Origin of the sequence: Zavarzinia sp., assembly GCF_041650655.1 — a bacterium.
Lineage (GTDB): Bacteria > Pseudomonadota > Alphaproteobacteria > Zavarziniales > Zavarziniaceae > Zavarzinia.
The window spans coordinates 39,257-63,586 of sequence record NZ_JBAZKR010000009.1 but is presented as its reverse complement, the minus strand read 5'-3'; the positions used below and the strand labels follow the sequence as shown (position 1 = coordinate 63,586).

Genomic DNA, 24,330 nt, shown 5'->3' with positions numbered 1-24,330 from the left:
GAATAGGGATCGAGGCGGACGAAGGAACCGGCCCCGGCGCCGACCGAGTCCATGGCCACGAGGGGCAGGGAGAGCACCAGGCGCGCCATGTCCGGATCGGAGGCGATGGCGAAATTGCCCTTGGTGATCAGCGCCATGTCGAAGGAGGTGCCGCCGATATCCGAGCAGGCGATGTTCTCGTAGCCCAGCCGTTCGCCGAGGAGCTTCGAGCCGATGACGCCGCCGATCGGGCCGGAAACGATGGTGCGCGCCAGTTCCTTGGCCTTCCACGAGATGGTGCCGCCGTGCGTCGCCATCACGCGGAGGTCGAACTTGGCGCCATGCGCCTTGAAGCGGTCGGAGACCTTCTTCAGGGTCTGGCGCGACGGCTCGGCGGCATAGGCTTCCAGGATCGTCGTATTGGTACGGTGGCTCTCCTTCCGCGAGGGGTAGTAATCGACCGAGGCGAAGACGGGAATGTCGGCCCCGATCGCCTTCAGTTCGTCACGGCAGACGTCGCGGGCGCGCTTCTCGCTGGTCTCGTTCTTGTGGGACTGGAGGAGGACGATGGCGATCGCCTTGGCGCCGGCGGCGACCAGCTCGCGCGTCGCCTGGCGCACTTCGTTCTCGCGCAGGGGAATGACGATCTCGCCCTGCACATCGGTCCGCTCGGTCACGCCGCGCGTCCTGGAATAGGGCACCAGCGGCTCGTCGTAGCGGTGGGTGTTGAGGTGCAGCCGCTCCTCCAGCGCATAGCCGAGGTAGGACTGGATCGCCCGGCCCATGGAATGGATCTGCTCGAAGCCCTTGTTGCAGATCAGGCCGACGTCGAGGCCCTTGCGCTGGACGACGCGGTTCAGCATCGCCGTGCCGGAATAGACGCAGGTGACCAGTTCCGGATAGACCTCGTCCACCTCGCGGCCCCATTGGGCCAGCGCATCATGCGAGGATTCGAGGATGGCGAGGGATTCGTCGCCCGGATTGCTCTGCGCCTTGCCGACGACGAAACGGCCGTCGGCCCGGACGAAGAAGGTGTCGGTCATCGTGCCGCCGGCATCGATGCCCATGACCTGTACGTTGGCTTGGGTGTCCATGGTTCCTCCCGCTGGTTCTCGCGGCGGCTTGTTTCCGCCGCACGGTCCTTCAGGGGCAATCGCCATGCCAAAGCGGCCGGACCAGCAAATTCAATGACTTGGCGGGATCGTCCGGTGTCCGGCGGCGTCCGGACGGCGGGGCTGCCGGACGGCGGCGCCCGGAATCCGGACATGACGCGACGCAGCAGGAATTCCTGCCGTCACGCTTTGGACTTGAAACATTCGGGCCTGCACTGTACATCACAGGCCACATAGCCCGATGGTGACCCTCGGGATGAGACGGAAGCGGGCCACACGGCCCGCTTCGTCATTTGACGGTTCGCCATTTGACGGCCGCCTCGCCATTCGAAGGATCCGCATGGAACTGACCGACCGCATTGCCACCCTGATCGAGCCGTCGCTTCTCGCGATGGGCTTCCTTCTGGTGCGCGTGCGCTTCGGCGGCACAAAGCGGCCGACGCTGCAGATCATGGCCGAACGGCCGGACGGCACCATGTCGGTCGAGGATTGCGCCGAGGTCAGCCGGGCGATTTCCGCCCTGCTCGACGTCGAGGATCCGATTTCGAGCGAATATATCCTCGAAGTCTCGTCGCCCGGCATCGACCGACCGCTGGTGAAGCTGGACGACTATCGCCGTTTCGCCGGCTACGAGGCCAAGATCGAGACGGCGATGCCGGTCGAAGGGCGCAAGCGCTATCGTGGCCGGATCGTCGGCATCGACGGCGAGGACGTGCTGGTCACCGTGGACGGCCAGGACTACCGCCTGCCCTTCCCCCTGATCGGTGAGAGCCGCCTGGTGCTGACCGACGACCTGATCGCGGCGAGCCTGAAGGGCACGCTGCCACCCCCCCGCACCTCTGGTGCGGGTGACGATGAAGACACCGAAGCCGGCGCCGAGGATGCCGGCGACGAAACCCCTTGAGGTGACCCCATGGCCGCTGTGAGCGCGAACCGCCTCGAACTCCTGCAGATCGCCGACGCCGTCGCGCGTGAGAAGTCGATCGACAAATTCGTCGTCCTCGAAGCGATGGAAGAGGCGATCCAGAAGGCCGCGCGTTCCCGCTACGGTTCGGAGAACGAGATCCGCGCCGAGATCGATCCGAAGTCGGGCGAAATGCGCCTCTACCGCCTGCTCGAGGTGGTCGAGAACATCGAGAACGACGCCACCCAGATCGGCCTCGAAGACGCCCTGGTGCGCAACCCGGCGGCCCAGATCGGCGACTTCCTGTCGGAGAACCTGCCGCCCCTCGACTTCGGCCGCATCGCCGCCCAGACGGCGAAACAGGTGATCGTGCAGAAGGTGCGCGACGCCGAACGCGAGCGTCAATACCAGGAATTCAAGGACCGCATCGGCGAGATCGTGAACGGCATCGTCAAGCGCGTCGAATACGGCAATGTCATCGTCGACCTCGGCCGGGCCGAGGCGATCATGCGCCGCGACGAAGGCCTGCCGCGCGAGACCTTCCACAACGGCGACCGCTGCCGCGCCTATGTCTATGACGTCCGCCGCGAAGCCCGCGGCCCGCAGATCTTCCTGAGCCGGACGCACCCGCAGTTCATGGCCAAGCTGTTCGCCCAGGAAGTGCCGGAAGTCTATGACTCGATCATCGAGATCAAGGCCGTGGCCCGCGATCCGGGCAGCCGCGCCAAGATCGCCGTCGTCTCGCGCGACAGTTCGATCGACCCCGTGGGCGCCTGCGTCGGCATGCGCGGCAGCCGCGTCCAGGCCGTGGTCGGCGAACTGCAGGGCGAGAAGATCGACATCATCCAGTGGTCGCCCGATCCGGCCACCTTCATCGTCAATGCCCTCGCCCCGGCGGAAGTCGCCAAGGTCGTGCTGGACGAAGAGAGCAAGCGGATCGAAGTCGTGGTGCCGGACGACCAGCTCTCGCTGGCGATCGGCCGCCGCGGCCAGAACGTGCGGCTGGCCTCGCAGCTCACCGGCTGGGACATCGACATCCTGACCGAGGCCGAGGAATCGACCCGCCGTCAGGAAGAGTTCCGCAACAAGTCCGAGATGTTCGCCCGCGAACTCGACGTCGAAGAGACGATCGCCCAGCTCCTCGCCGCCGAAGGCTTCGGCTCGATCGAGGAAGTGGCCTATGTCGCCGAGGACGAGCTCTCGGGCATCCAGGGCTTCGACGAGGAGATCGCCTCGGCCCTGCAGGAACGTGCCCGCGAGAAGATCGCCGAGCGCGACGCCCGCTTCGAGGAAGAACGCAAGGCGATGGGCGTCGAAGACGCCGTGGCCGCCCTGCCCCATATGACGCCTTCCATGCTCGTCACCCTCGGCAAGGCCGGGCTGAAGACGCTGGACGACGTCGCCGATCTTTCGACCGACGAGTTGGTCAGCGCCAAGGATGGCGTGCTGCGCGAGTTCGACCTGGGCGAAGAAGCCGCGACCGAGATGGTCATGGCCGCCCGTGCCCATTGGTTCTCTGACGAGGAGGAGGGTGATGCAACGACCTCCTCTGACGCCATCGCCTGACGCGCCCGCGCCGTCGACCGCCCAGCTTGCGGTCGACGACGGGCCTGGTCCCCAGCGCCGCTGTATCGTGACGGGCGACGTGCTCGATCGCGGAGCCATGATCCGTTACGTCGTCGGCCCCGACGGCAGCCTGGTGCCCGACCTCAAGGCGGTCCTGCCCGGCCGGGGTTTCTGGACCAGGGCCGAGCGGGCCGCGGTGCAGAAGGCCGAAGCCAAGCATCTCTTCGCCAAGGCGGCCGCCCGCGCCGGCCATCAGGGCCCGCTCGCGGTGGCACCCGACACGGCCGGCCGGATCGAGGCCCTGCTGACCCGGCGCTGCATCGACCTGATCGGCCTCGGCCGGCGGGCCGGCGCGGTGATCGCCGGCTTCGACAAAGTGGACGGCCTGCTGCGCAAGGAGCCGGTCGCCTTTCTGCTGGCGGCGAGCGACGGTGCCGCCGACGGTAAGCGCAAGCTGAAGGCGCTTAGCCGTGAGCTGCCACAAATCGACATATTGACCAGCGCCGAATTGAGTTTGGCATTGGGCCGGGAAAATGTAATACATGCAGCCTTCAAACCCGGCCGGCTGGCAGAGCAGTTCCTGGGCGAGGCGGGACGCCTCGCCGGGTTTCGTTTATTGGTGACGGCCAAAGGGCCGGTTTTGCCCCGGGCTGGGGCGCAGGCGGAATGATCGATGAGTGACGTCAAGGATAACGACGACAAGAAGCTGAGCCTGGGTGGCTCGCGCACGCTTCAGATGAAGAAGCCGGCGGTCGAGGCCGCAGGCCAGGTGCGCCAGAGCTTCTCGCATGGCCGGTCGAAGCCGGTCGTCGTCGAACATAAGCGCAAGCGCATGGTCGAGCCGGGCCATGGCGCGCCGGCCCCGGCCGCCGCGACGCCCGCCCCTGCGCCCGCCGCACCGGCGCCGCGTCCGGCCACCCCGCCGCCCGCCCAGATGCGCACCGAGGCGATCGCCCAGACGACGCCGGCACCGGAGACCCCCGCGGCCCCCGCCCCGGAGAGCGTGGCCCCGGCCCAGCCGGTCGCCAACGCCGCCGAGCTGGCCCACCCGGTCGAGGCACCAAAGGCGGCCGAACCGGCCTCCGCGGCCGAACGTCCGCAGCGTGCCGACTCCGGCCTGCCCCGCATCATCGAGGCGGCCGCCCCGGTGGTACGCCCGAAGATCCTGGGCGAAGCGCCGCTGCGCCGCCCCGAAGCGACCCCCGCCGCCGCCCCGGCAGCGCCCGCCCAGCCGAGCGGCCCGCGCATGTCGCCCAACCAGAATCCGCCCGGCCATCAGCCGGTCCGCTCGCAAGGTCATGGCCAGGGCCAGCCGTCCGGCGGCCGCGGCCCGCAGCAGGGCCAGCAGCAGCGCCCCAGCAGTAATCAGGGCGCCCAGACCAAGGGCCGCGTCGTCCTCCGTACCCTGAGCGACGAGGAGAAGGCGACCCGCGCCCGCGCCCTGGAAGGGGCCCGCATCGCCGAGGAGCGGGCTCGCCAGATCGCCGAGATCGAAGCCAAGCGCCGCCTGATCGAAGACGCCCGCCTGGCCGAGGAAAAGGCCGCCGCCGCCCGCCGCCAGGCGGAGGAAGATGCCCGCCGTAAGTCGGACGACGAGGCCCGCCGCAAGGCCGAGGCCGAGGCGTCCCGCCGGCTGGAACAGGAAACCGGCAGCGCGCCGCAGCGTGCCCCGGCTGCCACCCCGGGCACCGAGACGGCGGAAGATGCGACGGCACGCGCCGGCAACCGCGGCGCCCTGCCGCGCGTGCTCGACGACGAGGACCGTCCCCGTCCGAAGAAGCCGGGCGCCCCGGGCAAGGCCGCGCCGAAGGTGGTGGCGCCGAAGCCGGGCCGTACCGACGACAAGCGCCGTTCGGGCAAGGTCAATGTTACCGCCGCCATCGAAGGCGAGGAGCGCCAGCGCTCGATCGCCTCGATGCGCCGCCGGATCGAGCGCGAAAAGCGCCAGATGCGCGGCCAGGAAGACAAGGTGAAGGTCGTGCGCGACGTCGTCGTGCCCGAAGTCATCACCGTGCAGGAACTAGCCAACCGCATGGCCGAGCGCGGCGCCGACGTGATCAAGCAGCTCATGCGCCTCGGCGTGATGGCGACGATCAACCAGTCGATCGACGCCGACACCGCCGAATTGGTGGTCCAGGAATTCGGCCACCGCATCAAGCGCGTCGCCGAGTCCGACGTCGAAATCGGCCTCGAGGGTGAAGTCGACGTCGACGAGAACCTGGAACCGCGGGCCCCCGTGGTCACGGTCATGGGCCATGTCGACCACGGCAAGACCTCGCTGCTCGATGCGCTGCGCTCGACCGATGTCGCCGCCGGCGAAGCGGGCGGCATCACCCAGCACATCGGCGCCTATCAGGTGAAGCTGTCGACCGGCCAGAGGATCACCTTCCTGGATACCCCGGGCCACGAAGCCTTCACGGCGATGCGGGCACGCGGCGCCAAGGTGACGGATATCGTCGTCCTGGTGGTCGCGGCCGACGACGGCATCATGCCGCAGACGATCGAGGCGATCCGCCACGCCCGCGCGGCCGGCGTGCCCATGGTCGTCGCCATCAACAAGATCGACAAGCCGGACGCGAACCCGAACAAGGTGCGCCAGAACCTGCTCCAGCACGAAGTCGTGGTGGAAGAGCTGGGCGGCGACGTGCAGGCGATCGAGGTTTCGGCCAAGAGCCGGATCGGTCTCGACAAGCTCGAAGAAGCGATCCTGCTGCAGGCCGAAATCCTGGAGCTGAAGGCCAACCCGAACCGTGACGCCGCCGGTGTCGTGATCGAGGCCAAGCTGGATCGCGGCCGCGGTGCGGTAGCGACCGTTCTCGTCCAGAAGGGCACGCTGCACGTCGGCGACATCTTCGTGGCCGGCTCCGAATGGGGCAAGGTCCGCGCCCTGCTCGACGATCGCGGCGAGCAGCGCCAGGAAGCCGGCCCGGGCGTTCCGGTCGAGGTCCTGGGCCTGACCGGTGCGCCGTCGGCGGGTGACGACTTCCAGGTCGTCGACACGGAATCGCGGGCCCGCGAGGTCACCGCCTTCCGTCAGCGCCGGACCAAGGAACAGCGCGCCGTGGGCACCGCCCGCGTCTCGCTCGAACAGATGTTCTCGAAGATCAAGGAAGGCCAGGCCAAGGAACTGCCCGTCGTCATCAAGGCCGACGTGCAGGGTTCGCTCGAAGCGATCGTCGGTTCGCTCACCAAGATGGGCAACGACGAAGTGCAGGTCCGCATCCTGCACGACGCCGTCGGCGGCATCACCGAGTCCGACGTGACCCTGGCCAAGGCGTCCAACGCGCCCGTGATCGCCTTCAACGTCCGCGCCAACAAGCAGGCGCGCGAGATGGCCGATCACGAGGGTGTCGAGATCCGTTACTACTCGATCATCTATGATCTGGTGGACGACATCAGGGCCGCCCTCTCCGGCCTGCTGGCGCCCACGCTGAAGGAGACCTTCCTCGGCAATGCCTCGATCCGCGAAGTCTTCAACATCACCAAGACCGGCAAGGTCGCCGGCTGCCTGGTGACCGACGGCTTGGTGAAGCGCGGCGCCAAGGTCCGCCTGATCCGCGACAACGTGGTGATCCACGAAGGCACGCTCTCTTCGCTCCGTCGCTTCAAGGACGAAGTGAAGGAGGTCAAGGCGACCTACGAGTGCGGCATGGCCTTCGAGAACTACGAGAACATTCAGGTCGGCGACGTCATCGAGTGCTTCGAGATCGAGGAAGTGGCAAGGACGCTGTAATAGGCTCTCAGGCGCCGGGCGGCGGCATCCGCCGTCTCGGCTCGCTCCGCTGAAGCTTCGCGGGGCCTCAATGGCCCTCGAAGGGCGACAATACCGCGGCTCCCTCCCTCTGAGGGGGCCGCATCTTTCTGGAAAGGAAGCCCCATGCCCCCCCATCGCTCGCCCTCAGGCAGCAGGCATGGCCGTGACGACGCCGATCACCGGGCCGGCCGGCCGACCAGCCAGCGCCAGCTCCGCGTCGGCGAACTGCTGCGTCATCTGATCGCCGAACTGCTGCGCCGGGATACGATCCACGATCCCCATCTGCAGGGCGTCGCCATCACCATTTCCGAAGTCCGGCTCAGCCCGGACCTGAAGAACGCTACCGTCTTCGCCCTGCCGCTCTCCGGCAAGAACACGGCGGAAGTGATCGCGGCCCTGAACCACGCCGCCGCCTTCATCCGCGGCCAGGTTTCCAAGGGCACCGAACTGAAGTTCACGCCCAAGCTGACCTTCGTCGGCGACGAGAGCTTCGACGAGGCCGACCGCATCCGCGCCCTGCTGGAAACCCCGGTGGTGAAGCACGACCTCGAAGAAGCCGGCTGGGCCGACGACGACGAGGAATGAAGCCCTCGTCCCCTTTCATGTGCGCCGTCCCGGCCAAGGCCGGGATCTCTCGCCGCTGATGCTCCTTCGGAAGGTTCCGGACTTCCGCTGCGCTCCGTCCGGAACGACGAGACAGGCAATGCCCCCATGACCATCGACTCCGTCCGCGCCTTCATGGCCGAACACGCCCCCGACATCGCCATCGTCGAGACCGCCGGCTCCTCGGCCACGGTGCCGCTGGCCGCCGCCGCCCATGGCGTCGCCACCGGGCAGATCGCCAAGACCCTGTCGCTGCGCCTGGGCGAGGAAGTGGTGCTGGTCGTCGCCAGCGGCGATGCCCGGCTGGACAACAAGAAGTGCAAATCCGCCTTCGGGGTGAAGCCGCGGATGCTGGGGCTGGAGGAAGTCGCGGCCCTGACCGGCCATCCGGTCGGCGGCGTCTGCCCCTTCGGCTTGGCGCAGCCGCTGCGCATCCTGTGCGATGTCTCGCTCAAGGCTTACGACGTCGTAGTGCCGGCCGCCGGCTCGATCAACAGCGCCCTGTTCATCACCCCCGACCGCTTGGCCTCGATCACCGGGGCGGCCTGGGTCGACGTCTGCCAGGACCCGGCGGCTTGAAGCGCGACAAGCGCAAGGTCGACGGCTGGGTGGTGCTGGACAAGCCGCTCGGCATCACCTCGACCCAGGCGCTGGGCAAGATCCGCTATTATCTGAAGGCGGCCAAGGGCGGCCACGGCGGCACGCTCGATCCGCTGGCGACCGGCATCCTGCCGCTTGCCTTCGGCGAGGCGACCAAGGCCCTGCCCTTCGTGGTCGACGCCAGCAAATCCTATGAATTCACCGTCCGCTTCGGCCAGGAGACCACGACCCTTGACGCCGAGGGCGAGGTCGTCGCGACCAGCGATGTGCGCCCCGAGACGGCGGCGATCGAAGCCCTGCTGCCCCGTTTCCTCGGCACGATCGAGCAGGTACCGCCGGCCTTTTCCGCGATCAAGGTGGACGGCGAGAGGGCCTACGACCTGGCCCGGGCGGGCGAGACTGTCGAACTGGCCGCCCGCGCGATCGAAATTCACGGCCTCCTCCTGACGGCGCGCCCGGATGCGGATCACGCCGGTTTCGCCGTCGATTGCGGCAAGGGCACCTATGTCCGTTCGCTCGCCCGCGACATCGCCCGGGCGCTCGGCACCCTCGGCCATGTCGTCATGCTGCGCCGGACCCGGGTCGGCCCCTTCGGGCTCGACCGCGCGGTGACGATGGCGGGAGTCGAAAATCTTGTGGAAAAACACCCGGAATTGCTTCATACATCGCCCCCTGACGGCATTCTGCTGCCCGTCGTGACTGCGCTGGACGACATCCCGGCGCTAGCCGTGACGGCGGAAGAGGCCCTGGCCCTTCGACAGGGGCGGGCCATCGGAATGCCGGGCACCGTGCAGACGTGCGATCCGGATGCCGTTGTCCGCCTGATGGCGCCGACGGGTCTCGTCGCATTGGGAAGGCCAGCCAGCGACATGTTTGGTGGCCCGACCATCCGCCCGGTGCGTGTCTTCAACATGTGATCGAGGAAGGACCCTCCGATGTCGATTTCGCCCGAGCGCAAGACCGCGCTGGTTCAGGAATACGCCACCCACGAAGGTGACACCGGTTCGCCGGAAGTTCAGGTCGCCGTTCTGTCCGAACGGATTTCCAACCTGACCGAGCACTTCAAGACCCACAAGAAGGACAACCACTCGCGTCGTGGCCTTCTGATGCTGGTGTCGCAGCGCCGCCGCCTGCTGGACTATCTGAAGTCCCGCGACAACCAGCGCTACACCACCCTCATCACCCGCCTCGGCCTGCGCAAGTGAGCCTGCGGGCGGACGTCCGTCGCGTCGCTCCGCCCTTCGGCATTCAGGGGGCTCGGCAGGACACGCCCGCATCGTCGGGCGTGACCGTCGGGCCCCTTTCTCATTCCGGGGGGATACCCGGAACGCCCCGCGCGGAAGGTCCGGCGCGGTCATCGGGCAGGCGGCAGGGGCCGCAGGCCCAGGGTCCCGGCGCAAGGGCGCTCGCGACCCCGTAGGAAGGATAGAGAGATGTTCACCATTCACCGCAAGGAACTGACCTGGGGCGGCCGCAAGCTGGTTCTGGAAACCGGCCGGATCGCGCGTCAGGCCGACGGCGCCGTGTTCGTCCAGTATGGCGACACCACCGTGCTGGTCACCGCCGTCGCCGCCAAGTCCGTGAAGCCCGGGGTCGATTTCTTCCCGCTCACGGTGAACTACCAGGAGAAGGCCTATGCCGCGGGCAAGATCCCCGGCGGCTTCTTCAAGCGCGAAGGCCGTCCGACCGAGAAGGAGACCCTGGTCTCCCGCCTGATCGACCGCCCGATCCGCCCGCTCTTCGTCGACGGTTTCCGGAACGAGACCCAGGTCATCGCCACCGTGCTGTGCCACGACCTCGAGAATGATCCCGATATTCCGGCCCTGATCGGCGCCTCGGCGGCCCTGACGCTCTCGGGCGTGCCCTTCCTCGGCCCGATCGGCGCCGCCCGCGTCGGCTATATCAACGGCGAATACGTCCTCAATCCGCAGCTCGACGAACTGCCGACCTCGGACCTCGACCTCGTGGTCGCCGGTACGGGCGACGCGGTGCTGATGGTCGAATCCGAAGCCAAGCAGCTCAGCGAAGAAGTCATGCTGGGCGCCGTGATGTTCGGCCACCGCGAGATGCAGCCGGTCATCCAGGCCATCATCGAACTGGCCGAAGCCGCCGCCAAGGAGCCCTGGGCGCTGCCGGAAGAGGCGGACGAGACCGCTCTCGTGGCCCGCCTGAAGGACGCGGTCGAGGCCGACCTCCGCGCCGCCTATGGCATCCGCCAGAAGCAGCAGCGCTACGACGCCGTCGGCGCCGCCAAGAAGAAGGCGATCGCGGCCCTGGAAGCCGAAGGCTTCGACACCGCCCGCGTGATCGAGCAGTTCAAGAACCTCGAATCCTTCGTCGTCCGCAACGACATCCTGGACAAGGGCACCCGCATCGACGGCCGTGACCTGGTCACCGTGCGCCCGATCGTGGCCGAGGTCGGCGTGCTGCCGCGCGCCCATGGTTCCGCCCTGTTCACCCGCGGCGAGACCCAGGCCCTGGTCGTGGCGACGCTCGGCACCGGCGACGACGAGCAGATGATCGATGCCCTCGAGGGCACCTATCACGAACACTTCATGCTGCATTACAACTTCCCGCCCTTCTCGGTCGGTGAGACGGGCCGCATGGGTGCCACCGGTCGCCGCGAGATCGGCCACGGCAAGCTGGCCTGGCGCGCCGTGCGCCCGGTCCTGCCCAGCAAGGAAGCCTTCCCCTATACGCTCCGCGTCGTCTCGGAAATCACCGAGTCGAACGGCTCGTCGTCGATGGCGACGGTGTGCGGCTCGTCCCTCGCCCTGATGGATGCCGCCGTGCCGCTGGCGACCCCGGTGGCGGGTATTGCGATGGGCCTGATCAAGGAAGGCGATCGCTTCGCCGTCCTCTCGGACATCCTGGGCGACGAGGATCACCTCGGCGACATGGACTTCAAGGTGGCCGGCTCCGAAACCGGCGTCACCTCGCTCCAGATGGACATCAAGATCACCGGCATCACCGAAGAGATCATGAAGGTGGCGCTGGGCCAGGCCAAGGCCGGCCGCATCCACATCCTGGGCGAGATGGCCAAGGCGCTGACCGGTGCCCGCACCGAAGTGAACGCCTTCGCGCCGCGCATCGAGACGATCACGATCCCCAAGGACAAGATCCGCGAAGTGATCGGCACCGGCGGCAAGGTGATCCGCGAGATCGTGGAAAAGACCGGCGCCAAGATCGACATCCAGGACGACGGCACCATCAAGGTCGCGGCCTCCGACGCCAGTGCGATCGAAGCCGCGATCAAGTGGATCAACGGCATCGTCGCCGAAGCCAAGGTTGGCGAAGTCTATGACGGCAAGGTCGTCAAGGTCGTCGATTTCGGCGCCTTCGTGAACTTCATCGGCTCGAAGGACGGCCTCGTCCACATCTCGGAACTGGCGCCCAAACGCGTCGCCAAGGTGACCGACGTGGTCAACGAGGGCGACGCCGTGAAGGTGAAGGTCCTCGGCATCGACGAACGCGGCAAGATCCGCCTGTCGATGAAGGTCGTCGACCAGCAGACCGGCGCCGAGATCGTCCCCGAGAAGAACAAGTCCGAAGCCGATCAGCCCGTCTGATTGCGCCCGATCACTTTTCTGGAAAGGCGGCCCTCGCGGCCGCCTTTCTTTTGACTGGAACAACAACTATAAGTAGATTCCGTCCCGACTTATGCAGCGGTAGCGTCGATGAGCAGCAGTCTGTGGCGCAAGCTGGGCTTCGCCCTGCGTCAGGTGGCCAGCCTCGAAACCCTGGGCTGCGCGATCGCCTTTTGCGTGCCGGACATACTGATCTACGCCTTCATCGCGACTCCCAACGACCGTCTGCTCTGGAACGCCGGCACTCTCTCGCCCGAAATCGCCCATTGGCTGACGATCTCGCCGCTGGTCGCCGTGCCGGCCGTCGCCTTTCTGCTTTCGCGCTTGAATCGGCGCTGCTTCGCACGGCCGTTTCCGGTCGGGCTGGCGACGTCCGTTCTGCGTCTGATCAAGGCGAATATCCTGAGCGGCTGCACCCTGCTCGTCCTGACTGCCGTTCCGACCGCGCTGGCGATCGTCCTTCTCCGCCAGACCGGTTTCGATTCCCGGCTCGCGATGGCCGCCGTCATCTACGCTGCCGCCGCCGCGGCAGCCGTCCTGATCTTCCTTCACGTCTTCTATTACCATGAGATGGTCTATCAGGGCCGCGCAGGCTTCCATCGGGTCCGGTCCCTGTTGCGGGGCCACCGGCTGCAGCTGCTCTTGGCCATGCTCCTGTTGGCGGGCGCCGTCTTCGCCGTTGTCATCGCGCTGGGCGCCCTGTGGTACGGGCTGTTCCCCGAATGGCGATGGCTGCTCCCGGCGCTGTTGCAGGGACCTCTCCTGCTACCGGGCTTCGCCCTTATCAGCAGCTATTACTTCGACGCGCTGGCGGCCGAGGCCGCCGCCACCGGCAAACCCGTTTCTCGCCCGGGGACCTGATCGAGCCGCCCCAATGCCGATCCGCGGCCGCGCCGACGTGATCCGGAGCCGAGCTGAAATGAGCTTGCCGGCCCAGTCACCCCGATGTGTCGAGCGTGAAATGGCGGTGCAGGCGGAGGGGCCGGTGCACCCCCCGCGGGTCGCCGACGAACGGCAGGGCCAGGGTCGGGCGGGCCAGGACGGCGAGGTGCCAGCGCCTCTCGTCGATGAAATCGAAGCTGAGGCGCCCCGGGCCGTCGATCCGGGGGGCACGGAAGGTGCCGGTCACATAGGGCGCACCGATCCGCGCCCGGTCGAGCGGGCGAAGCCCGGCGTCGGTCAGGGTGATGGTCAGCATGTCTTCATAGGGCACGTCGTCCGTCATGAAGAAGAGCCAGCCCTGTATCGGGTCCTCGGCCTCGAGGACGACGGCGGCTTCCAGCACCACACCCTCGACGCGACCGGAATGGCCGTCCACGGCGATCGCAGACGAGCCCGCCGTGGCAGGTGCGACGCCGAGCTGCCGGTGATCGAGAAAACGCATCGCTCAAAAGACCATGGAAGCACCGAAAGCGGCCAGCGTGCCGCCCACGAAGGCGCCGATGGTGACACAGACCGGCGCCCCGGGGCCACAGGCGAGACCGGCCAGCGCCCCGGATGCCATGCTGCCGGCGATGCCGGCGCCGAGCACGGCGCCTTCGTGGCGGGCTGCCGCCGCCGGATCCTTCGCCGTCGCCACGGTGTAGACGGTGACCGCGATCGAGACCACCAGCAAGGCCCGGCCGGCCACCGAAAGCCCGCGCATCATGGCGGTGACGCGCGGATTGGACTTGCCCGCCGCCTCGACGATCGCGGCGAAGACGCGGTCGCGCTGGGCCGGCGACAGTCGGCCGAAATCGGCATCCGCGCCGAACAACTGCAGGGTCTTTCGGGCGATCAATTCGTTGAGACTGCGCCCCTGTGCCTTCAGTTGTTCCGCGAAGGCGCGGCCGACCGCGGTGCTGCGGCCGCGGATCGCATCCAGCGCCATATTGCGCAGCCGGTGCGCCCGATCCGCCGCCTCCGTCCAGGTCAGGCCACCCCGCTCGACCTCGAGGCGGGTCTGTTCGGAAAAGCCGCGGATCAGGCGGTCGTAGGTCGCGCGGGCAGCGCCGTCCAACGTCATGTGGGAAGCAGCGGCGGCGACATCGGCCCGCAGTATTTCGACCGTCCGATCGAATTCGCTACGAGCCGCGTTCTGGTCTGTGGTACCCGGGGCGACTGCCAGTGTCGACGCCATCGACCCTCCAAAAGCAATTATTGGTAATCAATTGATGAACAATACCATTGCAAGTGGCACACCGCAACGCTGCCCGACCCCCACCGGCCATTTCCTTTGTGCCCGCACAGACCGATTTGTATGATTGAGAGACACGAAGCCCATCTACCGGTGGCTGCCATGCGTGTCAGCAGCCTCGAGCTCGTAGCTTTCGCCCTGCGCCAAGCCTTCACCCTCGAAGGCATCGGCCTTGCCGTCGTTTCGGCTGTGCCGCCGCTGCTGACGCTGCATCTCCTGGAAGACGTGGCCGACCGCGTGCTGACGGGGCTCGGCGACACGCCGCAGCAGCATCTCGTTCTGCTGCAGACGCTTCTGTCTTTCCTGCTTCTGCCGCTCGTCGCCGCCCTCTATTCCCGCCTGAACAGGCGCCTGTTCGACCGCCCGCTGCCGGACGGTCTGTTGACGGCGACGGCGATGCTGATCAAGGCGCCGCTGATGGGCGGATTGATGTTGACCTGGGCGGTCGGCCTTCCGGCAGCCGTGGCCGCCGGTATCCTGAAACTGGCCGGTCTGCTCGACCTGACGACCGGCACCATCCTCGGCCTGGCGGCCGGCGGCACGGCGATCTGGCTGATCACCGATCACGGCTTCTATTTCCTCGAAACGCTGTACCGGCACCGCGCCCCCTTGGCCAGGGTACGCCGCATGACGCGGGGCAACCGGCTGCGCCTGTTCGGTGCGATCCTGCTGGTCACCCTTGCCTGGAGCCTCGTCGTTTTTGCCTTCGGGCTGCTGTGCCTCGCCGCCGAGGCTCCCCGAGCGACCTGCCTGCAGATCGGCCAAGCGATCTTCGGCCTCGTCCAGGCCCCGCTCTTTGCCGTCAGCAGTCGCATCTACTTCGAGGCGGAAGCGGCGCTCGCACTGCCGGTGCCGGATGCTTCGTGGTTGTGATCCGCCGCCATCCGGGTTAGCACGGGTTTCCTCGTTCGTTTACCGCCCGTGATCATGCCGCCCAACCTCCTCATCCTGATGTTTCAAAGCGCCTTTCGCGTCACTTTCGAGCGCGAGAGTCTGCGGCTGGCGGCATTGTTCGGGGTGGCGCCGGCACTGGCTGGCCTGGCGGGCAGCATGGTGGGCGCCCATGTCGCTGGGGCGACCGACGTCTGGATCATGGTCTGGGGCCTCGGCGGCGCCCTGGTCGGCGGGCTCACCATGGTGCCCTTCGCGGTGAGGGCAGCGGGCGATCTGCTGGCCCGTCTGCTGGACCGTGCCCCCATCGTGACGCCCGGCCGCGCCACTCTCCGCGCCTATCGCCTGTTGGGCGAGGCGGCGATCGTCATGTTCGGTTTCGGCCTGATCGTTTTCGCGGTCGGCCAGCTCCTGCCGGAGAACCAGGCTGCCCCCTATATCGGACTGGCGCTCGCCGTGATCGGCCTCTACTTGGCCCTGGGCATGACATTGCTGCCGCAGCTCGCCTTCTACGAGCCGCTGCCGGGCATCCGCCAGTCCTTCACCCTGATGAAAGGGGAACGACTCCGTGTCTTCCTGTTCATGCTGCTGGTCGCCCTGCCTTTCACCGCAGTGGCAGGCGTGCTGGACAATCTGGCCGGCGCCCAGCCCGATTCGTCGCCCCTGATCGCCCTCGCCGTCTCGCTGGTGGCGGGCTTCGTCAACGGCCTGTCGACCGGACCGCAATTGGTCGGCCTGACCCAGTTCTATTTCGCCAAGCTGGGCGAGGCGCCGCCCACGCTGCGCCTCCCGGAAGCCTGAACCCTACTGGTCCGGCTGGGCCCAGAAGCGGGCGACCTTCCAGGTCCCGCCGTCGCGCTTCAGCCAGACCTGCTCTGTCACCCTGGCGTCGGTGAAGTTTCCGTCGAACTGGACGTAGACATAGTCGCCCACCTGCCCCTGCAACTCGGTGAAGGGGAAAGTGGCGACCAGGCTGCGCCCGGTGAGGTCGCCGCCCCGCATGCTCTGCACCGTGTCGGCCCATTCGGTCGTATCGGGCGCGGGCGAGACCAGCAGCGCCTTGTTCACCGTGCCGTCGTCGAGGCCCTGGAACAGCTTGGTCGCGACGCCGACGGCGGCTTCCCGGTCGGCCGCCGAGAGCGGCTTGGCCGCGGCCTGGGTCTCGATGTCGGCGAGGACGTAGGAGCCGTCGCCGGTGTCGCGGAAGAACAACCCGTCGGCCACCGTGCCGCGCGACAGCCGGGTCTCGACCTGGACGTAGTAATAGGGTCCGCGCGACGCGGGCTGGAACGGCAATTCGGCCAGATGGACCACCGCGGTCACCACATGGTCGCCGCCCCCCGGGCCGAAGCGGGTCGCCCGATCGGCATAGAGGGCCAGGACCTGGGCCCGGTCCACCTTGTCCTTGGTGTCGGCGTCGAGCAGCTGGTCATAGACGGCGCCGCCGTTGCCCTGGTCGACGAAAGCGAAATAGCGCTGGAACACCGGCTGGATGTCATCCGGCAGATCGACCGCGGCCGCCGACGGTGAGGCCGGGGGCGGCGGCGGCGAGGCCGGTGCGACCGGCGGGGAGGCCGGCGGCGACGCGGGTGGTGATGCGGGCGGCGAGGCCGGTGGCGAGGCCGGTGGCGAAGTGGGCGTCGCCTGCGGCCCTTCGGCCACCACGGCGGGCGGCGTCGGGCCCGGGCCCACCGGCTTGTCCTCCAGCATGGGCAGGACGACGAAATAGGTCAGCGCACCGGCGGCCCCGGCCAGAGCGATCAGGCCACCCGCGACCAGGCCGGCATTGCCGCCCCCCTTCTTGCCTTCGCCCTTGGCCGCCGTGTCGGCGACCGGCGGCACCGGCTTTTCCACCGCGGGGCCGATTCGATAGTCGCCGCGGGGCGGCGGCGGGGGCGCCGGCGGCGAAACGGGAGGAGCGACCGGCGGCGCCGGCGGCGGTGCCGCGGGGGGCGAGGCTGGCGGCGATGCGGGAGGGGCCGGCGGCACCGTGGCCGCAGCGGGCGGCGTGGTGGCCTGGCCGCGCGGGGCGAAGACCGTCTGGTCCGCCTCGGGCGGGGCCTTCAGGGCGATGTTCAAGGTCGCCGCTACACCTTCGGCCAGGCGGTCGAGATATTGGGTGATGGGCGGCCGCCAGGCGTCGATCCATTGTTCCGACGAGACGAAGAGTTCGAGCGCGCGGGCCGGCGTGACCTCGCGGATGCGCACGGTGAAGACGTTCTTGCCCTTGGAGACCGAACGCTCGATCTCTTTCCGCACGAAGATCGACTTGTTGGAATTCTCGGACAGCAGGAAGACGATGGCGCCGGCGGCGTCCAACCCGTCGATGATCTGCTCGGCATAGTCGGCACCCGGGCGGATGTCTCGAGGCGCGATGAAACAGCGCACGCCCCGCTGCTCCAGATAGCTGGTGATCCGCTCGGCGAACTCCCGATCCTCGGATGCGTGACTGATGAAGATCGGCGCGCTCATGCCGTCTCGCCTCTTAACCTACCCTCGACGACGGGCAGTCTAGCGTGCACGAGCCGGCTTACCAGTGTCGAAGCGCACAGCACTCCGTGAATTTTTTTTCGGCGCAAAATGAAATTCTGCGGCGATTCGCCCCCCGAATTGATCTAGCCACCCTTTATTGATGATACCGATCCGCTATATGTAGGCATGGACAAAAGCGTCAAGGATCCGTCATGCGGGCGGGTTGACGCAGTACGACAGGAATTGGCAAGAGATGAAGGCGCTGAACGCGGTTCGTATCCAGGGTGTCGAGGTGCTGCCCCTGCTCGAGGGGGGCAAGGGCGTCTCGGCCACGAACGGCCAGTCGTCGGGCGCCTGGGCCGCTGCCGGCGGGATCGGCACCGTGTCGGCCGTGAATGCCGATTCCTATGATGCGAACGGCGACGTCATCCCGCAGATCTACCGCGGCAAGACCCGGCGCGAGCGGCACGAGGAACTGGTCGAATACGGCATCCACGGCGGCATCACCCAGGTCCAGCGCGCCCACGACGTCTCGGGCGGCAAGGGCCGGCTGCACATCAACGTGCTGTGGGAAATGGGCGGTGCCGAACGCGTGCTGAAGGGCGTGCTCGAAGGCGCCAAGGGCTTGGTGCACGGCGTCACCTGCGGTGCCGGCATGCCTTACCGCCTGGCCGAGATCGCGGCCGGCTTCGGCGTCAACTACTACCCGATCGTTTCTTCCGGCCGCGCCTTCCGGGCGCTGTGGAAGCGCGCCTATCACAAGTTTTCGAATTTCCTCGGCGGCGTCGTCTACGAGGATCCCTGGCTGGCCGGCGGCCACAACGGCCTGTCCAATTCCGAAGATCCGCTGACGCCGGAAGATCCCTATCCGCGCGTCGTCCAGCTCCGCCGCGACATGAACGAGGCGGGCCTCACCGACACGCCGGTGATCATGGCGGGCGGCGTCTGGTACCTGCGCGAATGGCAGCATTTCATCGACAACCCGGAAGTCGGGCCGGTGATCTTCCAGTTCGGCACCCGTCCCCTCCTGACCAAGGAGAGCCCGATCCCCGAGAGCTGGAAGCAGCGGCTGCTGAAGATCGCCAAGGGCGAGGTCGCGCTGCACCGCTTCTCGCCCACGGGCTTCTATTCCTCGGCCGTGCACAATCCCTTCCTGCGCGAGCTGGAAGAGCGTTCGGATCGCCAGATCGCCTATTCGAGCGAGCCGGTGGGCGACCACATGGCCGCCCTCGCCATCGGCGCCCGCGGCCGTCTCGTCTATGTCACCTCGCACGACAAGGAACGCGCGCAGGCCTGGATGGCGGCCGGCTTCACCGAAGCCATGCGCACGCCCGACCACACGCTGATCTTCGTGACGCCTGAAAAGGCGCACGAGATCCTGAAGGACCAGATCAACTGCATGGGCTGCCTGTCGGCCTGCAAATTCTCCAACTGGTCGCAGGGCGAGGAAGGCTCGACCGGCAAGAAGGCCGATCCGCGCAGCTTCTGCATTCAGAAGACGCTCCAGGATATCGCCCATGGCGGCGATCCCGAGCACAACCTGATGTTCGCCGGCCATTCGGCCTATCGTTTCGCCAGCGACCCCTTCTATTCCAACGGCTTCGTGCCGACCGTGCGCCAGCTCGTCGAGCGGCTGGTCACGGGCGATTGATCAGGGAGTAACGTCATGAGCAGGCCTGCCGGGCTCGAACGCCCCTTCCGCGACGCTCTCCAGCGGCTCAAGGCCGCCGGTCTGCGGCCGACCCGACAGCGCCTGGCCCTGACTCGCATCCTGTTCGAGGCAGGCCACCGCCACGTCACGGCCGAAACGCTGCACGCAGAGGCGAAGACCGCCGGCGTCGACGTCTCGCTCGCCACGATCTACAACACGCTGCACCAGTTCACCGGCGTCGGCCTGTTGCGCGAAGTGGTGATCGACACCGGCAAGGCCTATTTCGACACCAATACCGACGAGCACCACCACTTCTTCTATGAAGACTCGGGCAAGCTCTGCGACATTGCCGGCGGCGAGATCGCCATCGCCAACCTGCCGACAACGCCGCCGGGCATGGAAGTGGCCCGGGTCGACGTCGTCATCCGGCTCCGCGAGACGGCCGCCAGGGATCTTTGACGGCCTTCCGCAACGCACAAATTGTTATTATTCTTGTGTGACTTGTAACTGACATTCAATCAATTCCAATCTGTTGACGTGGACACCCGGCGAGCGCCATACTGTGCGCGGCCGGGTGTTCCGTTATCGGGGGGCGCCCGGCCCCAAAGGGGCCGGTCCCCACCGGGACTGACCCAGACCCGAAGCCCGCATCCGGGGAAGGAGTGACGCCATGTCGCTTGCTGGGACCAAGACTTGTGACAACCTGAAGGCCGCCTTCGCCGGCGAGAGCCAGGCGAACCGCCGCTATCTCTATTTCGCGCAGAAGGCCGACGTCGAAGGTTACAACGACGTCGCCGCGGTGTTCCGCTCGACCGCCGAGGGTGAGACCGGCCACGCCCATGGCCACCTCGAAATTCCTCGAGGAAGTGGGCGACCCCGCGACGGGCGAGCCGATCGGCCCGACCGACGCCAACCTGAAGGCCGCCATCGCCGGCGAAACCCACGAATACACCGACATGTATCCGGGCATGGCCAAGACGGCGCGCGAGGAAGGCTTCGACGAGATCGCCGACTGGTTCGAGACCCTGGCCAAGGCCGAGAAGTCGCACGCCGGCCGCTTCCAGAAGGCGCTGGACACGCTCGACTGAGGCTTTCGACGGGCTCGGCCTGCCCGGCCGGGCCCGCGTAATGCCGGGGGTGGCCGCCACCCCCGACTGCGCATCCGTTTCGGCAATGGGGGGACGGCATGAGGGAAGGTTCGCTCGGGGCGCCGACGCGCCATCCGCTGGCGTGGAACGACCCGGATTTCTATGACGAGGCCAAGCTCGACGCCGAGATCCGCCGCGTCTTCGACATCTGCCACGGCTGCCGCCGTTGCTTCAACCTATGCGACTCCTTCCCCCGCCTGTTCGATCTCGCCGATTCCTCTGAAGACGGCGAACTGCACGGGGTGAAGTCCGAAGCCTTCAAGCCGGTGGTGGATGCCTGCACCCTGTGCGACCTCTGCTTCATGACCAAATGCCCCTATGTGCCGCCGCATGAATTCAACCTGGACTTCCCGCATCTGATGCTGCGCTACCGCGCCGTCGAACATGCCAAGGGCAAGACGCCCTTCGTCCAGAAGCAGCTCGCCAAGACCGACCGCAACGGCAAGCTGGCCGGCGTGATGCCCGGCGTCGCCAATTGGGCGAGCAGCACGGAAAACCACTTCACCCGCAACCTGATGGAAAAGGCGGCCGGGATCGATGCCCATGCCGTGCTGCCCAAGTTCTGCGGCGACACGCTGAAGCGCCAGGCCGCCAAGACCCCGGCCGAGCCGAACCGCGACGCCCCCGCCTTCGGCCGCAAGGCGGTGATCTATGCGACCTGCTTCGCCAATTACAATGCGCCCGAGATCGGCATGGCGGCGCGCGCCGTTCTGGCCAAGAACGGCGTTTCGACCGAGGTGGTCTATCCCAAGTGCTGCGGCATGCCGATGCTGGAACACGGCAATCTCGAAGGCGTCGCCGCCAACGCCAAGGCGATCACGGCCGAACTTCTGCCCTGGGTCGACAAGGGTTACGACGTGATCGCCCTGGTGCCGTCCTGCGCGCTGATGATGAAATTCGAATGGGCGCTGCTGCTGCCCGGTGATGCCGAGATCAAGCGCCTCGCCAAGGCGGTCTACGACATTCCGGAATATGTCGTCGACATCGCCAAGAAGGAGGGGCTGGCGCCCGGCCTCGCCCCCCTCGAAGGCGGCATCGCGGTCCATATCGCCTGCCACGCCCGGGCGCAGAACATGGGCCAGAAGGCGGCCGAGATGCTGAAGCTGATCCCCGGCCAGGACCTCCAGGTGATCGAGCGCTGCTCGGGCCACGGCGGCTCCTGGGGCGTCTTGAAGGAATTCCACGAGGTCGCCCTCAAGGTCGGCAAGCCGGTGGCGCGCACGGCTGCCAAATCGGGCAAGGCCCATGTCGCCTCGGAATGCCCGCTCGCGGGCGCCCATATCATCGAGGGGATGAAGGCGCTCGGCCCCGCGGAAGCGGAAAAGGCGCCGGCCAAGGCGCCCCATCCGATCGAGCTTTTCGCCCGCGCCTACGGGCTCTGAACGAGGAAAATGCCATGCCCAAGGCGGCCCGGCTGATCACCGCCGACGACATCTTGCCCCTCGCCACCTATGCCGCCGAGCGGAAGGCGCGGCGGGCCGCCATCGTCGAGCTGAAGCGCCGGCGCCGGCTCGCGGTCGGCCCCTATGCCACCCTGCATTTCGAGTGTTTCGAGACCATGTGGATGCAGGTCCAGGAAATGCTCTACATCGAGAAGGGCGGCGACGCGCAACTGGCCGACGAGCTGGCGGCCTACAACCCGATGATCCCCAAGGGGGCCGAACTCACCTGTACCCTGATGTTCGAGATCGAGGACGAATTCCGCCGCGCCCGCATCCTGTCGCGCCTCGGCGGCATCGAGGACAGCCTGGTGATCCGGCTCGGGCCGATCACCGTGCGCGCGGTGCCCGAAGGCGACGTCGAGCGGACCAAGGCCGACGGCAAGACTTCCGCCGTCCATTTCCTGCATTTCCCCTTCACGCCCGAAGCGATCGCCGCCTTCAAGTCCCCCGTAGTCGAAGCCCTGATCGCCTTCGAGCACCCGGACTACGGCCACCTCGCCGTGATCCCCCCCGTCACCCGCGCCGCCCTGGCCGAGGATTTCGCGGGGTGACCAAGGGCACCACGACCGACGATGCCGGCGGGCCCGAATCACAGCGTCCGGCAAACGACGAGTCGAGGCTGAAGGCCCTGCGCGACGCCCTGCTCGAAGGCGAAGAGAGCGGCCCACCACGAGCGCTCGACATCGCGACGTTTCTGGCCGAACGACGGACCGAGAGTATCCATCCGGTGAGGACCGCGGGTTTCTCGGTCCATGATGAGGATCGCGTAGCGCGGTGATAATTCTATACGTCGAAGGCGGCGCGAGTTGCAGCCGCGGCGGCTCGGCGAAATCCCTCCTCTGACGAATTGATCTCGTCCCATTCAATCTGCGTCAGTATAACGAGGGTCGTTTCTATATGCCCCTGAAGTTCTAATAGAACCTTCTCTACGGCTTCGTGGATTGCGTTTTCATAATTTTCATTGTCTGGCCACTGAACGCGACTGATAAAGGCGTAAGGTCTAGGCGATTCGAACTGTAACGTCAGACCACCATGCATGAACATAGGACCAATGTGTCGTAAGTAGCCAAAACTGATCTTGACTTGCCCTGGGCCTTTTCGGTTGGTCATGCTCCCTCCTATCCACATGCCCTCGGTACCCAGTAGATGAATCTGGCGACGCTTGGCCATGACGGTGTTGGGCTACCGCAGTTTCGTTTAGCCTTCGCCATTTCCACGGCAGAAGCCCATTCTGTCAGCTCGCAGAATTTGCCTCAGCTATGGCTCCGGCACGCGGCCATTCAGTCCTCCCGGGTCAGGGCCATGATCTGATCGGTGGTCAGCCCGACGTCGCCCCTGCCCTTCAACCGCTCGATCAGGCGGGCGCCACGGGTGTCGGCGCGCCGTCCCGCGGCCTGCACGATGCGGACCGAGGTGCCGTCGAATTCGAAGGCGACTTCGGTATGGGGCAGCAAGCCCGCCTTCTCCCGGATTTCGACCGGGATGGTCACCTGTCCCTTGGCGGTGATGCGCATGGCGACCTCCGAATTCTCACGTCCCAAAGTAAGAATTCGCCGCCACCCCGGCAAGCCCTCAGCCCCCGCGGAGCCGGCCGAGCAGGCGGCCGGCGAGGGGCAGGGCACGGCTGCGGAAATGGCGTTTGGGGTCGTGTTCGCGCTCGGTCAGGAGATCGTCGAGGCCGGCCTCGACCGCTTCCTCGACCTCACGGCGAAGCGTCCAGGCATTGTCGTCGGTCACCTGGCCGTGGAAACGGGCGGTGTCGATCGCGGGGGCGAAGCGGAAATAATAGCGCTCGGGCCTGGGCAGGGCGGTGAGCCCGAGGCCGCGGTAGAGGCCCATGTAATCGGTCTTCAGCTTGAGACGCCTGGCCAGGGCTTCGGCGCCCGGGATCTTCATCAGGTCGTCGGACCCGGCCAGGATCGAATAGCTGTCGTCGGCGCCGACCGAGGCGAAGGGGATGACCGGGCAGCCGGCCTCGATGGCGAGGCGGGCGAAGCCGAGGCGCTGTTTCCAGCGCAGGCGATAGCGCTCGCCCCGGCGCTTGAACACTTCACCGGCCCCGCCGGGGAAGACCACGACATGGGCACCAGCCGCGATCAGGCCGCGGAAACCGTCCGGCGTGCCCTCGACGGCACCGGCGGCGGCGAAGATGTCGCGCCAGGCCGGCACCTTGAAATGGACATGGTCGGCCAGGCCGCGCGGCCAGATGCCGAGCCTTTCCTTGAGGCCGAAGACCATGACAGAGGCATCGAGCGTGCCCATCAGCCCGTGGTTGCCGACCAGCAGCGCCGGCCCCTGCAAGGGGATGTTCTCCAGCCCCTGGAAGACCGGATCGGTCAGCGCCGTCCAGAGATCGACCACCGGCCCGATCAGCTTGCGCAGCCTGGCGAAATCCGCCTCCGTATAGGGCTTCACCGGGGGGCGCGCGGCATCGGTCATGGGCGA

General features: G+C 67.2%; 25 protein-coding genes and 1 pseudogene. 19 read left to right on the top strand and 7 right to left on the bottom strand.

What is annotated here, in order from left to right; genetic code table 11:
- The coding region (locus tag WC493_RS03515) for a hydantoinase/oxoprolinase N-terminal domain-containing protein (RefSeq protein WP_373062571.1) at nucleotides 1-1,073 on the bottom strand (1,073 nt) is incomplete at its 3' end.
- A gap of 358 nt (nucleotides 1,074-1,431) precedes the next feature.
- On the opposite strand from WC493_RS03515, the gene rimP reads away from it, so the two are divergent.
- The 10 genes from rimP (at nucleotide 1,432) to WC493_RS03465 (ending at nucleotide 12,966) form a co-directional block, all read left to right on the top strand.
- A complete protein-coding gene (gene rimP / locus WC493_RS03510; RefSeq protein ID WP_373062569.1) occupies nucleotides 1,432-1,995 on the top strand; it encodes a ribosome maturation factor RimP in 564 nt (187 codons plus the stop codon).
- A gap of 9 nt (nucleotides 1,996-2,004) precedes the next feature.
- Entirely contained in the window at nucleotides 2,005-3,561 is a 1,557-nt protein-coding gene (gene nusA / locus WC493_RS03505) for a transcription termination factor NusA (protein ID WP_373062567.1), read from the top strand.
- Nucleotides 3,530-4,231, top strand: a complete 702-nt coding sequence (locus WC493_RS03500; RefSeq protein ID WP_373062565.1) for an RNA-binding protein — start codon at nucleotides 3,530-3,532, stop codon at nucleotides 4,229-4,231. Before nusA ends, WC493_RS03500 begins: the two co-directional genes overlap by 32 nt.
- A gap of 3 nt (nucleotides 4,232-4,234) precedes the next feature.
- Nucleotides 4,235-7,294, top strand: a complete 3,060-nt coding sequence (gene infB / locus WC493_RS03495; protein WP_373062563.1) for a translation initiation factor IF-2 — start codon at nucleotides 4,235-4,237, stop codon at nucleotides 7,292-7,294.
- Nucleotides 7,295-7,438: 144 nt separating this feature from the next.
- Nucleotides 7,439-7,900, top strand: coding sequence for a 30S ribosome-binding factor RbfA (gene rbfA, locus WC493_RS03490; RefSeq protein ID WP_373062561.1), 462 nt, complete (start codon nucleotides 7,439-7,441; stop codon nucleotides 7,898-7,900).
- Nucleotides 7,901-8,026: 126 nt separating this feature from the next.
- Nucleotides 8,027-8,497 (top strand): YbaK/EbsC family protein, encoded by a 471-nt coding sequence (locus tag WC493_RS03485; RefSeq protein WP_373062559.1) that lies wholly within the window; start codon nucleotides 8,027-8,029, stop codon nucleotides 8,495-8,497.
- The gene (gene truB, locus WC493_RS03480) at nucleotides 8,494-9,435 is read left to right on the top strand and encodes a tRNA pseudouridine(55) synthase TruB (protein ID WP_373062557.1); all 942 of its coding nucleotides are present in this window, start codon (nucleotides 8,494-8,496) and stop codon (nucleotides 9,433-9,435) included. Before WC493_RS03485 ends, truB begins: the two co-directional genes overlap by 4 nt.
- An 18-nt stretch (nucleotides 9,436-9,453) precedes the next feature.
- Nucleotides 9,454-9,723: a 30S ribosomal protein S15 gene (rpsO, locus tag WC493_RS03475; RefSeq protein WP_373062555.1), complete on the top strand. Its 270-nt coding sequence runs from the start codon at nucleotides 9,454-9,456 to the stop codon at nucleotides 9,721-9,723.
- 228 nt (nucleotides 9,724-9,951) lie between these two features.
- The gene (gene pnp / locus WC493_RS03470) at nucleotides 9,952-12,087 is read left to right on the top strand and encodes a polyribonucleotide nucleotidyltransferase (RefSeq protein ID WP_373062552.1); all 2,136 of its coding nucleotides are present in this window, start codon (nucleotides 9,952-9,954) and stop codon (nucleotides 12,085-12,087) included.
- A 108-nt stretch (nucleotides 12,088-12,195) separates the two neighbouring features.
- Complete coding sequence (locus tag WC493_RS03465) at nucleotides 12,196-12,966, top strand: hypothetical protein (RefSeq protein WP_373062550.1); 771 nt, start codon at nucleotides 12,196-12,198, stop codon at nucleotides 12,964-12,966.
- 76 nt (nucleotides 12,967-13,042) lie between these two features.
- Here the strand turns inward: WC493_RS03465 and WC493_RS03460 are convergent, their stop codons facing one another.
- Together WC493_RS03460 and WC493_RS03455 are read right to left on the bottom strand one after the other, a co-directional pair.
- On the bottom strand, nucleotides 13,043-13,489 hold the full coding sequence (locus WC493_RS03460) for a hypothetical protein (RefSeq protein WP_373062548.1): 447 nt from the start codon (nucleotides 13,487-13,489) through the stop codon (nucleotides 13,043-13,045).
- Between the two features lie 3 nt (nucleotides 13,490-13,492).
- Nucleotides 13,493-14,224, bottom strand: coding sequence for a hypothetical protein (locus WC493_RS03455; protein ID WP_373062546.1), 732 nt, complete (start codon nucleotides 14,222-14,224; stop codon nucleotides 13,493-13,495).
- A 159-nt stretch (nucleotides 14,225-14,383) separates the two neighbouring features.
- Between WC493_RS03455 and WC493_RS03450 the strand changes: the two genes are divergently transcribed.
- Nucleotides 14,384-15,154, top strand: a complete 771-nt coding sequence (locus tag WC493_RS03450) for a hypothetical protein (RefSeq protein WP_373062544.1) — start codon at nucleotides 14,384-14,386, stop codon at nucleotides 15,152-15,154.
- Nucleotides 15,155-15,208: 54 nt separating this feature from the next.
- Nucleotides 15,209-15,973 (top strand): hypothetical protein, encoded by a 765-nt coding sequence (locus tag WC493_RS03445; RefSeq protein WP_373062542.1) that lies wholly within the window; start codon nucleotides 15,209-15,211, stop codon nucleotides 15,971-15,973.
- 3 nt (nucleotides 15,974-15,976) lie between these two features.
- Here the strand turns inward: WC493_RS03445 and WC493_RS03440 are convergent, their stop codons facing one another.
- Nucleotides 15,977-17,644 carry a toll/interleukin-1 receptor domain-containing protein gene (locus tag WC493_RS03440; protein ID WP_373062540.1) on the bottom strand — a complete coding sequence of 556 codons (1,668 nt, stop codon included), beginning with the start codon at nucleotides 17,642-17,644 and terminating at the stop codon, nucleotides 15,977-15,979.
- A gap of 253 nt (nucleotides 17,645-17,897) precedes the next feature.
- On the opposite strand from WC493_RS03440, the gene WC493_RS03435 reads away from it, so the two are divergent.
- The 7 genes and pseudogenes from WC493_RS03435 to WC493_RS03405 all read left to right on the top strand — a co-directional run bounded on the left by WC493_RS03435 (nucleotide 17,898) and on the right by WC493_RS03405 (nucleotide 22,663).
- Entirely contained in the window at nucleotides 17,898-19,295 is a 1,398-nt protein-coding gene (locus tag WC493_RS03435; protein WP_373062538.1) for an NAD(P)H-dependent flavin oxidoreductase, read from the top strand.
- A 15-nt stretch (nucleotides 19,296-19,310) separates the two neighbouring features.
- A complete protein-coding gene (gene irrA / locus WC493_RS03430; RefSeq protein ID WP_373062536.1) occupies nucleotides 19,311-19,754 on the top strand; it encodes an iron response transcriptional regulator IrrA in 444 nt (147 codons plus the stop codon).
- A gap of 211 nt (nucleotides 19,755-19,965) precedes the next feature.
- A pseudogene (locus WC493_RS03425) lies at nucleotides 19,966-20,091 on the top strand (ferritin family protein); the annotation flags it as partial.
- Between the two features lie 43 nt (nucleotides 20,092-20,134).
- Nucleotides 20,135-20,383 carry a rubrerythrin family protein gene (locus WC493_RS03420; protein WP_373062534.1) on the top strand — a complete coding sequence of 83 codons (249 nt, stop codon included), beginning with the start codon at nucleotides 20,135-20,137 and terminating at the stop codon, nucleotides 20,381-20,383.
- 98 nt (nucleotides 20,384-20,481) lie between these two features.
- Complete coding sequence (locus WC493_RS03415) at nucleotides 20,482-21,825, top strand: (Fe-S)-binding protein (protein WP_373062532.1); 1,344 nt, start codon at nucleotides 20,482-20,484, stop codon at nucleotides 21,823-21,825.
- A gap of 14 nt (nucleotides 21,826-21,839) precedes the next feature.
- On the top strand, nucleotides 21,840-22,436 hold the full coding sequence (locus WC493_RS03410; RefSeq protein WP_373062530.1) for a DUF3501 family protein: 597 nt from the start codon (nucleotides 21,840-21,842) through the stop codon (nucleotides 22,434-22,436).
- Entirely contained in the window at nucleotides 22,433-22,663 is a 231-nt protein-coding gene (locus tag WC493_RS03405) for a type II toxin-antitoxin system ParD family antitoxin (protein WP_373062528.1), read from the top strand. Before WC493_RS03410 ends, WC493_RS03405 begins: the two co-directional genes overlap by 4 nt.
- Nucleotides 22,664-22,668: 5 nt before the next feature.
- Here WC493_RS03405 and WC493_RS03400 read toward each other — a convergent pair whose 3' ends face one another.
- The 3 genes from WC493_RS03400 to WC493_RS03390 form a co-directional block, all read right to left on the bottom strand.
- Nucleotides 22,669-22,995 carry a hypothetical protein gene (locus WC493_RS03400; RefSeq protein ID WP_373062526.1) on the bottom strand — a complete coding sequence of 109 codons (327 nt, stop codon included), beginning with the start codon at nucleotides 22,993-22,995 and terminating at the stop codon, nucleotides 22,669-22,671.
- A gap of 170 nt (nucleotides 22,996-23,165) precedes the next feature.
- Nucleotides 23,166-23,399, bottom strand: coding sequence for an AbrB/MazE/SpoVT family DNA-binding domain-containing protein (locus WC493_RS03395; protein WP_373062524.1), 234 nt, complete (start codon nucleotides 23,397-23,399; stop codon nucleotides 23,166-23,168).
- A 58-nt stretch (nucleotides 23,400-23,457) separates the two neighbouring features.
- A complete protein-coding gene (locus tag WC493_RS03390) occupies nucleotides 23,458-24,324 on the bottom strand; it encodes a lysophospholipid acyltransferase family protein (RefSeq protein WP_373062523.1) in 867 nt (288 codons plus the stop codon).
- Nucleotides 24,325-24,330: the final 6 nt, after the last annotated feature.

Bases quoted from the DNA above. Each gene is read 5' to 3' on its own strand.
- rimP (WP_373062569.1), top strand. From the start codon at position 1,432: ATGGAACTGACCGACCGCATTGCCACCCTGATCGAGCCGTCGCTTCTC.
- nusA (WP_373062567.1), top strand. From the start codon at position 2,005: ATGGCCGCTGTGAGCGCGAACCGCCTCGAACTCCTGCAGATCGCCGAC.
- WC493_RS03500 (WP_373062565.1), top strand. From the start codon at position 3,530: ATGCAACGACCTCCTCTGACGCCATCGCCTGACGCGCCCGCGCCGTCG.
- infB (WP_373062563.1), top strand. From the start codon at position 4,235: ATGAGTGACGTCAAGGATAACGACGACAAGAAGCTGAGCCTGGGTGGC.
- rbfA (WP_373062561.1), top strand. From the start codon at position 7,439: ATGCCCCCCCATCGCTCGCCCTCAGGCAGCAGGCATGGCCGTGACGAC.
- WC493_RS03485 (WP_373062559.1), top strand. From the start codon at position 8,027: ATGACCATCGACTCCGTCCGCGCCTTCATGGCCGAACACGCCCCCGAC.
- rpsO (WP_373062555.1), top strand. From the start codon at position 9,454: ATGTCGATTTCGCCCGAGCGCAAGACCGCGCTGGTTCAGGAATACGCC.
- pnp (WP_373062552.1), top strand. From the start codon at position 9,952: ATGTTCACCATTCACCGCAAGGAACTGACCTGGGGCGGCCGCAAGCTG.
- WC493_RS03465 (WP_373062550.1), top strand. From the start codon at position 12,196: ATGAGCAGCAGTCTGTGGCGCAAGCTGGGCTTCGCCCTGCGTCAGGTG.
- WC493_RS03460 (WP_373062548.1), bottom strand. From the start codon at position 13,489: ATGCGTTTTCTCGATCACCGGCAGCTCGGCGTCGCACCTGCCACGGCG.
- WC493_RS03455 (WP_373062546.1), bottom strand. From the start codon at position 14,224: ATGGCGTCGACACTGGCAGTCGCCCCGGGTACCACAGACCAGAACGCG.
- WC493_RS03450 (WP_373062544.1), top strand. From the start codon at position 14,384: ATGCGTGTCAGCAGCCTCGAGCTCGTAGCTTTCGCCCTGCGCCAAGCC.
- WC493_RS03445 (WP_373062542.1), top strand. From the start codon at position 15,209: ATGCCGCCCAACCTCCTCATCCTGATGTTTCAAAGCGCCTTTCGCGTC.
- WC493_RS03440 (WP_373062540.1), bottom strand. From the start codon at position 17,644: ATGAGCGCGCCGATCTTCATCAGTCACGCATCCGAGGATCGGGAGTTC.
- WC493_RS03435 (WP_373062538.1), top strand. From the start codon at position 17,898: ATGAAGGCGCTGAACGCGGTTCGTATCCAGGGTGTCGAGGTGCTGCCC.
- irrA (WP_373062536.1), top strand. From the start codon at position 19,311: ATGAGCAGGCCTGCCGGGCTCGAACGCCCCTTCCGCGACGCTCTCCAG.
- WC493_RS03420 (WP_373062534.1), top strand. From the start codon at position 20,135: ATGGCCACCTCGAAATTCCTCGAGGAAGTGGGCGACCCCGCGACGGGC.
- WC493_RS03415 (WP_373062532.1), top strand. From the start codon at position 20,482: ATGAGGGAAGGTTCGCTCGGGGCGCCGACGCGCCATCCGCTGGCGTGG.
- WC493_RS03410 (WP_373062530.1), top strand. From the start codon at position 21,840: ATGCCCAAGGCGGCCCGGCTGATCACCGCCGACGACATCTTGCCCCTC.
- WC493_RS03400 (WP_373062526.1), bottom strand. From the start codon at position 22,995: ATGACCAACCGAAAAGGCCCAGGGCAAGTCAAGATCAGTTTTGGCTAC.
- WC493_RS03395 (WP_373062524.1), bottom strand. From the start codon at position 23,399: ATGCGCATCACCGCCAAGGGACAGGTGACCATCCCGGTCGAAATCCGG.
- WC493_RS03390 (WP_373062523.1), bottom strand. From the start codon at position 24,324: ATGACCGATGCCGCGCGCCCCCCGGTGAAGCCCTATACGGAGGCGGAT.